Annotated in this window: 11 protein-coding genes; 4 read left to right on the forward strand and 7 right to left on the reverse strand. The window is 41.8% G+C overall.

Going from position 1 to position 14,501, the window contains the following annotated elements; translation table 11 throughout:
- Window positions 1-181 precede the first annotated feature (181 nt).
- Genes DBR40_RS14110 through DBR40_RS14125 form a run of 4 tightly spaced genes read left to right on the forward strand, consistent with a single transcriptional unit; the run spans window position 182 to window position 7,403 of the window.
- The gene (locus tag DBR40_RS14110) at window positions 182-3,394 is read left to right on the forward strand and encodes a SusC/RagA family TonB-linked outer membrane protein (protein WP_124560390.1); all 3,213 of its coding nucleotides are present in this window, start codon (window positions 182-184) and stop codon (window positions 3,392-3,394) included.
- A 36-nt stretch (window positions 3,395-3,430) separates the two neighbouring features.
- Window positions 3,431-5,221 carry a RagB/SusD family nutrient uptake outer membrane protein gene (locus tag DBR40_RS14115; RefSeq protein WP_124560391.1) on the forward strand — a complete coding sequence of 597 codons (1,791 nt, stop codon included), beginning with the start codon at window positions 3,431-3,433 and terminating at the stop codon, window positions 5,219-5,221.
- A gap of 4 nt (window positions 5,222-5,225) precedes the next feature.
- Complete coding sequence (locus tag DBR40_RS14120) at window positions 5,226-6,146, forward strand: metallophosphoesterase family protein (protein ID WP_124560392.1); 921 nt, start codon at window positions 5,226-5,228, stop codon at window positions 6,144-6,146.
- 18 nt (window positions 6,147-6,164) lie between these two features.
- Window positions 6,165-7,403 (forward strand): alkaline phosphatase family protein, encoded by a 1,239-nt coding sequence (locus DBR40_RS14125; protein ID WP_124560393.1) that lies wholly within the window; start codon window positions 6,165-6,167, stop codon window positions 7,401-7,403.
- Window positions 7,404-7,487: 84 nt separating this feature from the next.
- Here the strand turns inward: DBR40_RS14125 and DBR40_RS14130 are convergent, their stop codons facing one another.
- From DBR40_RS14130 to DBR40_RS14160, 7 genes are read right to left on the reverse strand one after another with little or no spacing between them, the layout of a single operon-like run.
- Complete coding sequence (locus tag DBR40_RS14130) at window positions 7,488-8,837, reverse strand: alkaline phosphatase family protein (RefSeq protein WP_124560394.1); 1,350 nt, start codon at window positions 8,835-8,837, stop codon at window positions 7,488-7,490.
- 4 nt (window positions 8,838-8,841) lie between these two features.
- A complete protein-coding gene (gene eboE / locus DBR40_RS14135) occupies window positions 8,842-10,053 on the reverse strand; it encodes a metabolite traffic protein EboE (RefSeq protein WP_124560395.1) in 1,212 nt (403 codons plus the stop codon).
- Window positions 10,050-11,225: a 3-dehydroquinate synthase gene (locus DBR40_RS14140; protein WP_124560396.1), complete on the reverse strand. Its 1,176-nt coding sequence runs from the start codon at window positions 11,223-11,225 to the stop codon at window positions 10,050-10,052. Before DBR40_RS14140 ends, eboE begins: the two co-directional genes overlap by 4 nt.
- A 28-nt stretch (window positions 11,226-11,253) precedes the next feature.
- Window positions 11,254-12,138 carry a UbiA-like protein EboC gene (gene eboC / locus DBR40_RS14145; RefSeq protein ID WP_233603893.1) on the reverse strand — a complete coding sequence of 295 codons (885 nt, stop codon included), beginning with the start codon at window positions 12,136-12,138 and terminating at the stop codon, window positions 11,254-11,256.
- Window positions 12,139-12,142: 4 nt separating this feature from the next.
- The gene (locus tag DBR40_RS14150) at window positions 12,143-13,129 is read right to left on the reverse strand and encodes a TatD family hydrolase (RefSeq protein WP_124560397.1); all 987 of its coding nucleotides are present in this window, start codon (window positions 13,127-13,129) and stop codon (window positions 12,143-12,145) included.
- Between the two features lie 27 nt (window positions 13,130-13,156).
- Entirely contained in the window at window positions 13,157-14,014 is an 858-nt protein-coding gene (locus DBR40_RS14155; protein ID WP_199748345.1) for an EboA domain-containing protein, read from the reverse strand.
- A gap of 27 nt (window positions 14,015-14,041) precedes the next feature.
- Entirely contained in the window at window positions 14,042-14,419 is a 378-nt protein-coding gene (locus DBR40_RS14160) for a transmembrane 220 family protein (RefSeq protein ID WP_124560398.1), read from the reverse strand.
- Window positions 14,420-14,501: the final 82 nt, after the last annotated feature.

The raw sequence follows: 14,501 nt of genomic DNA on the forward strand, positions 1-14,501 counted from the left end.
AATTTAATGGGGCAAACTAACCAAAGTAGTAGAATTCCACAAATTTATTTTTTCAAATAAATTAAATGAATGTTCAATCAATATATTAATTTAGTTTTAACTTAACCTTAATATGATATGTTCAATTTAGCGGCCGCCAAAAAACAACTATCACATTTAAACCAAACAATTATCAAGCAAAATGAAAAAAAAACTATTATGGATTTTTGCGCTGCTGATTTTATCGGCCAGCGCCTTTGCCCAGGGTATTACCGTAAAAGGGGTAGTCTCTGATGCAAAGACTAAAGAAACCCTCCCTGCCGTAAACATTTCGGTAAGAGGAACAAATCAGCACCTCGCTACTAATGGCAATGGTGCTTATACAATTAACGACCTGAAGGCAAATGCTATTCTGGTTTTCACTTACATTGGCTATAAACAGCAAGAAATTGCATTAAACGGGCAAACAAAAATAGATGTAGCCCTAATGCCCGATTACGCTAACCTGGATGAAGTTGTAGTAGTTGGTTTTGGCACAAAGAAAAAAATCAACATTGCCGGTGCAATCGATCAGATTTCGGGCAAGCAACTCGAGTCAAGGCCGGTAACTAACGTACTGCAAGGTTTGCAGGGAATTAGCCCGGGTTTAAACATTACCTATGCCGGTGGTGCGCCAGGCTCGCTACCCAATATCAATATCAGGGGATATACTTCAATTAACGGTGGTTCTCCATTAATTGTAATTGATGGTATTCCGGCTACAAGCAACGACGATATGTTACGCTTAACCCCTTCTGATATTACGTCGTTTACCGTATTGCGCGATGCAGCTTCGTCTGCTATTTATGGTGCCAGGGCAGCTTTCGGTGTAATTTTAATCACCACCAAACAAGGCGCTGCTGGTCGTAATGTAATTAGCTACAATACTTACCTGTCATGGGCCAAACCAACTTTATTGCCTAAGCCTGTAACCGACCCTTACATTTTCTCGAGGGTACTGGAAACAGCAACAGATAACACCCCATGGGATTATGTTAATTATTCTGACGAATACTACAAGTGGGCTAAAGAAAGATCAGACAACCCATCCATCGCTGATACGCGCCTCGATCCGAAAGACCCTACAAAATGGGCTTATATGGGTAGTAACGATTGGTACAACTATTTTTTTAACAATCAGAGTTTATCTAAAAGCCATACCCTTACTTTTTCGGGCGGTGCTACTGTAAATAACAAGCCTCTAACCTATTATCTATCGGCTGATTATGCTAAAGATAATGGTTTAAACAAATTAACGGCCGATTACTGGGACCGTTATGGCTTAAGATCAAAAGTAGGTTTCTCACCAATTTCATGGCTTAAGATTGATAATAACCTGAATATTTACGAAACCAAGCGGGCGTTGCCAAACTCAAGCATTACCGACCTTTATTACCTGATGCCTACCGATGTGGCTACAAACCCCGATGGTACCTGGGCCAATACATCAGCCGGGAGGTTGGCAGCAAGATTGGTAGATGGTGGAAACAATCTGCAGAATATGTTCGGTTTCCAGAACATTACGAGTGCAACTGCCCTCTTTTTAAATGGCGACTTACAGGTAAATGGCGATGCTTCGTTTAAACGGGAGCTTTGGAAAAACCATTCCGACGCCAAAAGGTACAAAATCGGTTACGGTCCGAACGACATCCGTGAAGAAGGTGGAAATGGTTCGGTAAGCGAAAGCAATGGCTACTTGTATTACAACGCTTTTAACTTATATACCACCTACAAAAAAACAATTGGCGATCACTTTTTTAGTGCCATGGCGGGTTTTAACAGTGAAAACTACCGTTATTCTACAGTATATGCCTCAAGAGAAACACTCCTCTCCTCATCATTACCATACCTTTATCTAACTAGCGGTACTGCTTCTGCATCTGCCGGATATTCTGCATATGCTACCACCAGTGCATTTAGCCGGTTAAACTATACCTATAAAAACAGGTATATATTAGAAGCTACCGGTCGATACGATGGTTCATCGCGTTTCCCTGTTGAAAGACGCTGGGGATTCTTCCCATCGGCTTCTGCAGCCTGGATAGCCAGTAACGAAGAATTCTTTAAACCACTGTCACCAGCATTTAACACTTTTAAACTGCGGGCTTCTTATGGCGATTTGGGTAACCAGAACGTAGGCGATTTTGATTACATCCAATCGTTGGCCACAGGTACCACAAGCTATCTGATTGGCGGTGCTGGGCAAAACCAAATCATTAATGGCGCTCCAGGATTAAAAGTAGATCCGCAAACCTATACCTGGGAGAGGGTATCGACCCTAAACCTGGGTACTGATATCGGGCTGCTAAACGATAAACTTTCCTTTACTTTCGATTACTACATCCGCGATACAAAAGGAATGTTAGCTAATGGACAGGAGCTACCGGGTGTAATGGGAACCCCACCACCACGTCAAAATGTTGCCAATCTGCGTACCAAAGGATGGGAACTTTCGGTATCGTACAGAGACAAATTTATTGTTGCAGATAAACCTTTCAATTTCGAAACCAAAATATTCCTTGCCGACTCTAAGGCCAAAATTACCAAATTCAAAAACGACCAGAACTTGTTTTCAAACCGTTACTATGAAGGACAAACCCTTGGTGAAATATGGGGACTGGAAAACGATGGTGTTTTCCGCAGTAAAGCGGAGATTGCCGCTTTAGATGAATCAGCCATTATTCCATGGGGTGCATTATCTATTGTAGAAGGCTGGCCAAAATATGTAGATCAGGATGGCAATAAGAAAATCGAACGTGGCTTAAGCGCCAACGATCCGAAAGATTTAAAAATAATCGGTAATAGTGCCGACCGCTATACCATTGGTGCAAACCTGAATATGGACTGGAACGGTTTTGATATTTCGGTATTCTTACAAGGGGTATTGAAAAGAGACTTTTATCCGCACCACTACCTTTTCTGGGGGCCATATCAGCAGCCTTATGCAAACGTATATCCATGGAACCTTGATTTTTACCGTGGCGCAGCAGATTCTCCCGAGCAACGTGCAAAACATTCGGCGGCTTATCTGGCAGCTGGCCTGGCCGATGCCAATACCGATTCGCAATACCCTGTATTACAATCGTGGCTTGCTGATGCCAACTACGGTGCTGGATTGGATATCCCGCAAACCAAATACTTGTTAAACGGTGCTTACCTGCGTATCAAAAACGTATCATTGGGTTATACCTTCCCTGCTAAATGGACTAAAAAAGTAAGCATTAGCCGTTTGCGCTTATTTGTAACGGCCGATAATCTTTACGAATTCTCTACAATCAAGAAATTTATCGATCCTGAAGCAGTTAACCAGGGCCCATCAGCCTGGGCTTACCCATATCAACGCAGATATGCTGTTGGTCTAAACTTAGATTTTTAATCCTTTAAGATCCACCTCATTTCAAATCATAGCAAAATGAAAAAATACATATATATATTGTTTATTGGCCTTGCCGGTACATTTGCTGCCTGTAAAAAAGGCGAGCTTGACCGCTTTCCGCAAATATCCATTTCGCCCAATCTTTTCTTTAATACAGAAGCAGATCTTTCCCTTTATGTAAACGGTTTGTTATCGCAACCCGATCGCAACAGTTACCTGAACGATCAGAGTACCGATAACGTAGCCACTACAGCCGCTGTTGAGGTTAAAAACATCATGTTAGGTAGTGCGAATGCCCAAAACATTACAACCGGCTGGAGCTGGGGCAGATTGCGTAACATCAATTACTTTTTAGAGAATTTTAAGAAAGCACAGGTTACTGGTGCGATTAAAAACCATTATGCCGGTCTTGCCCGTTATTATCGTGCAGAGTTCTATCTCGATAAAATAAAGCGCTTTTCGGATGTACCCTGGTACTCGGGGACTTTAGAGCCTGGGGATGAAGCACTCTACAAGCCTCGTGATCCGCGTGCGCTAATAGCCGACAGCATTATGGCTGATTTAGATTTCGCCTATAAAAATGTTAGGGAAAGTGTACCTGTTGGTACCCCAGGCAAATGGGCTGTGGCTACTTTATACACCCGTGCGGCTTTATACGAAGGTACTTATCGCAAATACCATAGCGAATTAAACCTTAGCGGTTCTGCCAATACATTTTTACAAACCGCTGCCAGGGTTGCAGGCGAAATTATAGCAGCCAAAAAATTCAGCATTTACAACACTAACCGCCCTGATCAGGATTATGCAACTTTATTCGCGAGCCAGGATTTAACCGGAAACAGTGAAGTGATTTTAGCCAACATTTTCGACCTGAGCAAAAGTAAAGGACAAAACGTAAACGGGGTGGTATTTGGCGATTATGAGCAAGCTCCGGCCAAAGACCTCCTGCTTACCTACCTGATGAAAGATGGTTCGCGTTTTACTGATATAGCCGGTTATGCGCAAAAGAGTTTTGTTGATGAGTTTAAAAACCGCGATCCCCGCATGTCGCAAACGATGGTATACCCGGGCTGGACCAGGGTACCTGATGCAACGCCTTACATCCAACGTTTAAACAAAAACTTTACTGGTTACCACCAGCTAAAAGGTTATGTAAACAGTACTGATAACAACATCTTAAATGGTGTCGATTTCCCGGTTTACCGTTATGCAGAGATCTTGCTTAACTATGCGGAGGCACTTGCCGAACTGGGAACGTTAACACAATCAGATTTAGACCAATCGGTAAATTTACTGCGGAAAAGAGCGGGTATGCCAAACCTTGACATGGGAGTGGCAAACGCGGGACCGGATGCTTTTTTACAGCTTCAATACCCTAATGTTACAGCCAATGCAGGCGTAATCTTCGAAATCAGGCGTGAACGTAGAGTAGAATTTGCTTTCGAAAACTTAAGATATGACGATCTGATGCGTTGGAAAGCGGGTAAATTATTAACCAAAAGTCCCGAAGGCATGTACTTTGCCGGCTTAGGTAAATATGATCTTACCGGCGATGGTGTAGATGATATTATTTTAATCGACAGAACTGCTACCGTTCCGGCAGAAGAACAAAAAGAGAAAAATTCATTGGGTGTAAAACTGGTATATTACCGTGCCGGAACCATTGGAACTGATGCTACTGTGTACCTGAAAGCTGGCAACAGCGGAGGTAACATTGTAACTGAAAGTGTGATCAGGAATTTTGAAGAGCCTAAATTCTACTACCGTCCTATTCCACAAAAAGAAGTTATCCTAAACCCTAAACTTAAACAGATTTTTGGCTGGTAAAACCATGGATATAAAAAGAAGAACATTATTAAAAACTGTAGGATTGACTGCCGGTGCATTAGCAACCGGCAGTCTTCCTGCTTTTGCTACAGAAAATGTAAGCGAAAACAAAAAGGATAAAAAACTGGCACTTAGTGTGGCACATATTACCGACGTACACATCCGTCCCGGCGATAATGCTCCTGAACGTTTTAAGAGTTGCTTAAAACAGATTATCAGCAAGCATAAACCTGATTTTTTCTTAAACGGAGGTGATTCTATTAACGATGCCTCGTACGATAATGTAGTACGCGATCAGGTTACCGAACAATGGGCCATATGGGATGACTGCCTTAAAGGTATAGAAAAACATGAGGTTTACAGCTGTATTGGCAATCACGATCCCTGGTGGAAAGCACCGGCAAAGACTGATGAAATGTACGGCAAAGATTATGTAGTTAAACGCTTAAAGATCCCAAACCGTTATTATAGCCTTTCGAAAAAGAACTGGCATTTCATTATTCTGGATGGTAACAACAGCAAAATATCACTTGATGATGAACAGTACAACTGGTTGCGGCAGGAGCTGGAAAAATTACCAGCGGCTACCCCTACGGTAATCATGTCGCATTATCCTATTTTGGGTACCACACAGGTATTGGTAGGTGGAGGTCATTCGGATGCCAAAAAGCTAAAGGATCTTTTCTATAAACACCGCGATAAAGTTAAAATCTGTTTAAGTGGCCATAACCACCTTTCCGATCATACCGCATACAACGGTGTGCTTTATTGTTGTAATGGTGCAATGAGTGGTTTTTGGTGGGGTAAAGGCGATGCCGAATCAGCTGGCCCGGGTTATTATCTGGAAACGCCTCCGGGATACGCCATGTTAAAACTATATACTGATGGCACTGTAGAAAACACCTATTATCCTCACTCCTTTTAACATTTAAGCTAAAAAAATATGAAGCGCTTAAAGATTGTTATTTTTACTACCTGCATGGGTTTATCAACCATTGTAAATGCACAACAGCGTCAGCAGAAAGTGGTTTACATCATCGCTGATGGCATTCCTGCAGATGTGATAGAACGTGAAAACCTGCCTAATTTTAAAAAGATCATCACGGCAGGTGCTTACTCACGCATGCATGTGGGAGGCGATAAAGGCACCTATAACGAAACACCAACCATCTCGGCTGTAGGCTATAACAGTTTACTTACCGGTACCTGGGTAAATAAACACAATGTGCTTGATAACGATATTAAGGCGCCTAACTACAACTATCAGCATATTTTCAGGGTGTTCAAAAACCAGTATCCTTATAAAAAAACAGCTATATTTTCGAGCTGGACCGATAACAGAACGAAATTGCTTGGCGATGGACTTGCTGCTACCGGCAACTTTAAGCCTGATTATGCTTTTGATGGCTTTGAACTGGATACTGTACGCTTTAAGCACGACAAAAAATCGGCTTATATGCATCAGATTGATGAAGAAGTTATCAAACAGGCTGCCCATACCCTGCAACAAAATGCTCCGGATCTTTCATGGATTTATCTGGAATATACCGACGATATGGGGCACCGCTATGGAGATAGTCCTGAGTTTTCTAATGCCATAGCACTGCTTGATGCGCAGGTAGGGAAAATTTGGGATGCAATTAACTATCGCCAGCAGAAATTTAAAGAAGACTGGTTAATTATCATCACTACCGATCATGGACGCGATGAGAAAACCGGGCGTGGTCATGGTGGGCAATCAGACAGGCAAAGATCTACCTGGATGGTTAGCAATTACAAAAATCTGAATACCTATGCGCAGTATTTTGATCTGGGTGTGGTAGATATTATGCCTTCGATAGCCCGTTACCTCCATGTACAGCTACCCGAAAGTGTTTTACAGGAAATTGATGGAATACCATTTATCGGTCCTGTTTCTTTGGCTAACCTTAAAGTCAATCCTATGCAGAAACACCTCGATATTAGCTGGAAGGCGCTCGAAAAGAATGGAAAGGTAAAAATATGGCTGGCTACCACGAACGAATTTAAAACAGGTGGGAAAGACAATTACCATTTACTGGCGACTGTGGATCTCAACCAACAGCACTATTTTGCCGATTTGAAAGATTATTCGTCTACCTTTTATAAAATTGTTGTAGAGGGCGCGAATAATAGCCTGAACAAATGGATTACGGTTAATTAGGAAAAAAGTATCAAGTATTGAGTTTCAAGCAAGTCTAATCGATCTTCAATACTTGATACTTACTACCTGATACTAATAACTCCCCTACAAAGTCAAACTATCCCATATCACCTGGTAAACATCTACCGGCGTTAAAGCTTTATCGATCTTGTTAGGCGTAACCAATACGGGCTTGAATTCTTCTTTGGTGTTTATCCTTCCGTGCGATCCTTTAATTAAGGTAGCATCCAGCGGAATCACATCCATCACGTACCTGAAGCCTGCCTTTTTTCTCAGTAATTTATAACCTGCACGTAATTTTGAGGTCATAAACATTTCAACCGGATCGTAACCTGGTTTTTTATGAATATCAACCACCCTGGCATAGTCAGGAGCTTTGGCATCATCTAACCAGAAATAATAGGTAAACCAGCTGTTTTCATCGGCCATGAGTACCAGGTCGCCGGAGCGTTCGTGGTTAATGTGGTGCGTTTGTTGTGCTGCTTTATCAAGAACCAGTTCTATACCCGGAACGTTTTTAAGCAAAGCTTTTACCTGTTCGGTAACCGATTTATCATTAATGTATACGTGCGCAATCTGATGGTCGGCTACTACAAATGCTTTTGAAGCACCAGCATCGAGCAATTCCAAACCACGTTCTTCACGGATTTGAATCAAACCATTCTCCCTGAACAAACGGTTAAGGTGAATGGGGTTATTTACCGGTGCAATACCATACTCGGAAAGTAAAATTACGCGTGCACCTTTATTTTCGTAAAAAGCAACCAAATCGGCAACCACCTGATCTATCTCCTGCAATTCAGTACCGATTTTAGCTTCATCCGGACCAAACTTCTGTAAGCAGTAATCCAGATGCGGCAAATAGATCAGCGTTAGTGTTGGGGTGTGCAGGTTTTCGGTTTCCATAGCTGCATCGGCAATCCATCGGGTCGATTTAATATTAGCCCCTGGCCCCCAAAACTGGAATAAGGGGAATTGCCCTAATTTCGTTTGCAAGTGATCGCGTAGTTCAGCAGGTTGCGAATAACAATCGGGAAGTTTACGTCCATCGGCCAGGTAATTTGGTCGCGGGGTTACCGAATAATCAACAGTCGAATACATATTGTACCACCAGAACATATTGGCACAGGTAAAATTAGGATCTTCCTGTTTGGCTTTATCCCAAATCTTTTCGCCCTGAACAAGTTTGTTCGATTGTTTCCAGAACTTTACTTCACTTTCTGCATGGTCGTACCAACCATTGCCAACAATACCATTATCTGCAGGGTATTTCCCTGTCAAATAAGCCGATTGTGCAGAAGTAGTAACTGCAGGCAGCAAAGGTGCTATTGTGGTTAAATGTTTTTCAGCAATATATTTCTGTAAGAAAGGTGTATTTGCGCCAATAACTGACTTAGATAAGCCTACAATATCGATTACAACTGTTTTATGCATGTTTTTACTGTGCTAATGTGTTTTTTACCCAATCGAGTTCGCGGATAATAGATTCGTTTAAAGGTGCCTTCAATTGTGCAGGCAGTACCTCCCAGGTATAAGTTTCTACCTCGAGATGATTGGTAAAAGGATTGTTCTTTTGTAATGTTAACACTGCACTGATATCGGCCTGGGTAGATTGAATTAAACCCATCTCCTCCACAAAGATTGGCACATGGAAATGCGCGCGCCACTCTTGTACCTCTTGCCTGCCAGCATCGGCCAATGCATTTGACAAATCAGGATAGCGAATTAAACTTCCATCATTCTTTTGTGCAATTACCTGATGCAGGTAAACCGGTTCATCAAAACCAGCAAGTGCATTTAATACTGCTGTTCTGTCGGCACCAGCTTCAGGCAATTTTGCCTTTAAAGCGGCACTGATCTGAATCTTACCAACTTGAATACCTTTTTCCTGTAGCTCCTGTACAATTGCAGCATGCGGTTCGTAGCCGATGGCAAAGTGACAAACATCGTAACACAGGCAAATGTGCGTTTTAATTATTTCTACAGCCTTTTCGGCAGTTAAACCAGCCTGTGCTGCAAATGCAGTTTTTCCGGCTGGTAAAAGTTCGTTTTCATACCAGTCGATAAATTCAGGACCAGATTCAAGAAAACCATCTGGTTCTGGTTCAATATCCAGGTGAATTAGTTTTCCGGTATTTTGGTATATTTTATTCAGCGCCTGGGCTACAGCCAAAACATGACTTGTTGCTTTAACTGTTGCTACCTGTCTTTCCGAATCCGCTTTAAACCAGGGTTTGTAACTCAATGGCGAGGTAGAAATACCCCCATCCATATTATCCGGAACCAGTTGTGCCAGTATTTCAGCTAAACGTAAGGTATAATCCAATCGTTCTGTTGTAGTCCAGTCGGGTGCATGTACCTGATCTTTAACGCGGGTATGGTGAAAGCCTCCATAAGGGAAGCCGTTCATGGTAAAAACATAAGCACCCTCAGCATCCAGCCATTGTTTAAATGCTGTTAGCTGTGCTGCTTCAAGTAATTCTATGCTGGCCAGATTAGAAAGACGCAAGCCTATGCCCATGGGTTCATCGGGTGATAAAGCTGCCTTTAGCTTTGGAAAGCTATCTTTCAGTACTGCAAAATGTGCTGACCAGCTTTCGCCGGCATATATATTGGTACAAAAGGTTAAATGACCTGAACTTAGTTTCATAACGCAGTAGCAGTTGAATGTGCAGCAGCCTGATTTTGCAACGATTCGGCCGCTTGTTTTAAGATTACAGCATCTATTTCGTGAACTTCTTCTCCTTTACCCAGCGCAGTAAGCAAGGTGATGGTAAGTTGTCCACCCAGGTGTTCTCTAAACTCTTCTAAACCTTGTAAAATAGGGCTATTATCGCCTTCTACCTGAAGTAATGGATGCGTTAATTCAAAGCCTAAAGCCTGAATTACCGCAATAACTCTTTGGGAATCTGCAGCACTTATTCTACCCGATAAGTTTGAATATACCGCATCTAATGCAATACCCATCGCCACTGCTTCGCCATGCCTGATTTCGAAATTGGTTAAATACTCGAGTTTATGTGCACTCCAATGACCAAAATCAAGCGGACGAGCTGATCCGTTTTCGAAAGGATCGGCACTACGGATGTGTTCCAGGTGTAGTTTGGCACATTTCCAGATCTGATAATTCATGGCTTCCCTATCGCGATGCGCCAGCGCTGTGGCATTGGCTTCCAACCACTCAAAAAATTCCAAATCTTTTATCAGGGCCACTTTAATCGCCTCGGCAATGCCCGAACGCCAATCGCGATCAGACAGTGTATTCAAAAACAATTCGTCGTTAAACACTGCAACAGGCGGAGAGAAAGTACCCAGAAAGTTTTTCTTATTGAAATAATTGATACCATTCTTAACTCCAACTCCCGAATCGTTCTGAGAAAGTACTGTACTCGGAATGCGGATATGTTTAATACCCCTGTGCGCAATGGTTGCCGCATAACCCACCATATCCAGCACGGCACCACCACCAATAGCTGCTACAAAAGAATGCCTGTCGATACCATGGGTATTGATGGCTTCTAAAATCCGTTCGAGATATTGGGTATCATTTTTAACCAGTTCGCCACCCGGAATTACGATAATATCCTGAACAAGTTGCGTTTGATTGTACTTATTAAAGTATTGCTTTATTTCAGCAGTTAAAGCTGTATGCGCTTCAGCTACCCCTTCATCAATTACAAAAAGGATCTTTTTTATGGTTACAGCCGGATTAAGCTGGCTTAGAAAATCACTGAATAACTTATTTTCGACAGCAAAAAGTGCTGAGGTAAAGAAAATATTATAATTGTATTGTACAGTAAAGGATTGTTGTAAATGTTCCATAATAATTGGATAATCAGGTTAAATCGGATCAGGTTACGGCAAATAATTTAGAGAGCCACATCGAAACGGGTAGCAATGCCGCAATTACAAAAGCGAGGATCAATGCATCGAAAGTTACCGCCCAGGCGGCATCCATCAAAATTAAGGATATTACCCCAGCTTTAACCGCTGCACCAATGTTTTTACCAATTGGTTGCTTAATGGCTTTAAACAATGGTTTAAAAATCATAAAGGCAAAAGGCAATAAAAACAGCAGCGACCACCATAACCTGTCGTTAATAAAAGCAAAGTAAGCAATGGCACAGATTACGATGCCATATAACAAAGCAGCCAGGTATAAATTCTTAGCCGTACCGCCATGCACCTCTCCACGACTGGTCATCGTGATCGAGAAAATATAAATTACCGGAATAATGGCCAGGTAATAGTGACTGTAAAGCATTTCGGGTACAATACTTAAGCCTAACAAGAGGTTAAAACCACGGCATAGCCCCATGTTTAAAGGGCCAAAAAACGAATGATGCTTGCCAAATTTATTGTAAAGCAAAGCAAATATAGCCACTAAAATCGCTAACGTACCTGAATCTACACTGTTCAAAAAAGCCAGACCAATAGCTGCCAATAATAACAGGCTGCCTAAAAGCGTGGCATTTTGCAGGCTAATGATTCCGCTTGGAATAGCCCTTTCCGGACGTTCTATTTTATCGAGTTCGGCATCAAAAACATCGTTAAAAACAATACCTCCTGCGTAAAGGCAGGCAGTAGATGCGCATAAATAAAAAACAGATAACCATGGAACGGCAAAACCCGCAGTTAAAATACCAGAAATAGCAATACCAGCTAAAATATCGGCTACAGAAGTAACCACATTTGCCGGGCGCATGATGCGCAGGTAAACGATTATTTTTTCCAAGATACTAACTAATGATTATTGACGATTTATCTGTACGCGGTTGTTGTCCGCCACGTAAAATGGTATTGCCTTCAAATTTTACAGATTGATCGATACTTTGTGGCGCATTAAAATCAGCTTCATCAATCTGTCCGCTTTGGGCAAAGGCTGTAATCGCATTGCGGTACGTTACCATTTCGATAGCTTCGTTGCTTAAACCACGCATTTTCATTAAAGCTGCAGTTTTAGGCACAGCCAGCGGATCGCTAATGCCCCAATCGGCAGCTGAGTTAACCATAATGCGTTCAGGACCATATTGTTTTACAATCTCGACCATGCGTTCGTTACCCATTTTGGTAAAAGGATAAATTGTAAAAGCAGCAAAAAAACCTCTGTCTAATACTTCTTTTACGGTTTCTTCATTATTATGATCGATAATGATGCTGTAAGGATCTAATCCGTGCTCAATAGCAATATCCATGCTGCGTTGCGTACCTTTTTTCTTATCGCGGTGAGGCGTGTGGATTTGCACCGGAAGGCCGGCTTCTTTTGCCAGTTCCAACTGTAATCGGTAATATTTTTCTTCTGCAGCAGTTTGGTCATCAAAGCCTATTTCGCCAATACCTACCACACCTTCCTTATAAATAAACAGTGGCAAAATTTCCATTACCTGCTCCGACAGACTTTCGTTGTTGGCCTCTCTCGAGTTTAAACCAATGGTGCAATAATGTTTAATACCAAACTGCGATGAACGAAATCTTTCCCAACCGATTAAACTGCTGTAATAATCCCTGAAACTATCCAGACCCGTACGCGGCTGCCCCAGCCAAAATGCGGGTTCTATTAATGCAACTACTCCTGCATCGGCCATCGCCTGGTAATCGTCGGTTGTTCTGGAAGTCATGTGAACATGTGGATCGAAGAATTTCATGCCACTTACCACACTAATATCAAACGCTTCCGGCTCTCCCATCATCGCTTTATCTCTTTCAATTGAATTACTGCAACACATATGTAATCTATATTTTTCTTTCTAATGTTAAAATTTATCCCAGTTTAAACTGCCTTCTGCTAAAACGGCTTTAAGCTCGGGAAAAGTATCAATATAATCTTTTGCCGGTTCATAATCAGAAGCAGCAACTGCCAGTGCAATAGCGCGTTGTTCTACCTGATCGTAATGTTGTAAACCGGTTTTTAATACTTCAAAAATCTCCTCATTGGTAAACTTACCTACCAGGCGCCACAACTGCGGATTTACTTTACGTCTGGCAGCCCAACGTTCTTTAGCATAATCGGTTAAAGTTAAAGAAAGTTCGAGATTGGATCTCTCATCTAAGCCAACAATGAGGTTAATATTTTTCTCGGTAAAGAATGCTTTTAATACCAGCTGGTTCCAGGCTGCTTCATCGAGATATTGCGCAGGATAAGGATTGTTTTCCATAATGGCCTCCAATACCGAACCGATATTACTGCGGATGCCTTCGGCACAACGCTTTGCCCAAATTGCAGGAAAAGGTAAAAACGGAAGCGCCGAATACAAAGCTACAGCTTCGTTCATTTCTGCAGATAAGAATAACTGATCGATCGCAGCATATAACTTATCCCGATCGGTAGCTGGTAAATTTCCCAATAACCAAACCCTGCAAACCCTGTCGATACTCCATTGGGCTAAGTAAGCTAATCCTGCATCTTCCAGTGCCACTAACTGCAATGCTGAAAGCTGAACAATAGCTTTCCCGGTTTTGCGCGGGGCCATTACAAAGGCCTTTCCAATACCGTTTATCTGATCAGGCGTTGTTTCCCATGCTTCAAGCCAGTTCAGTCCTTCGCCTGTTAGGTTGGTTTTAATAATATCAAGTAACAGTTTATTGGCTGTTACCACATCACATGCTTTCATCTTCACGAAATTTAGGATCAATGCTTTTTAGATGGTGCCTGTGGCTACCAGATAATCAATCAGCAGTGCCCCGGTAATAATCAATAAGCCAAAAAACTCTCTGGTTTGTTCGATATAAGGTTTTGTAGCCTGCATGCTCTCTACCAAACTAGGCCTTTTATATTTCATCACCCAATCGCGCACGCCATCTTTTGCAAAAAACAGGATAGCTGCATAAACAAGATAAAAAGCCATTAAGAACAAGTAAACCAATGGATAGTACAGACCAAAAACAGCTAAGCCACAACAAATTGCAGCGCTTAAGTAAATAGATACCCACAGGTAAGGATCTTCATCGTTGAGGTTAACATAGGCAAAACCTATAAAGGATAAACAAAAGATACTGTTGAGAATTATTAAAAGCATTTGATTTTTAAAAATTTAAATCTAGTTAAATCGTTTTTTTAATACAACTGAAAGGACAAAGTTATTTAAACTCACTGTTTTT

The sequence above is a fragment of the Pedobacter sp. KBW01 genome (assembly GCF_003852395.1).
GTDB lineage: Bacteria > Bacteroidota > Bacteroidia > Sphingobacteriales > Sphingobacteriaceae > Pedobacter.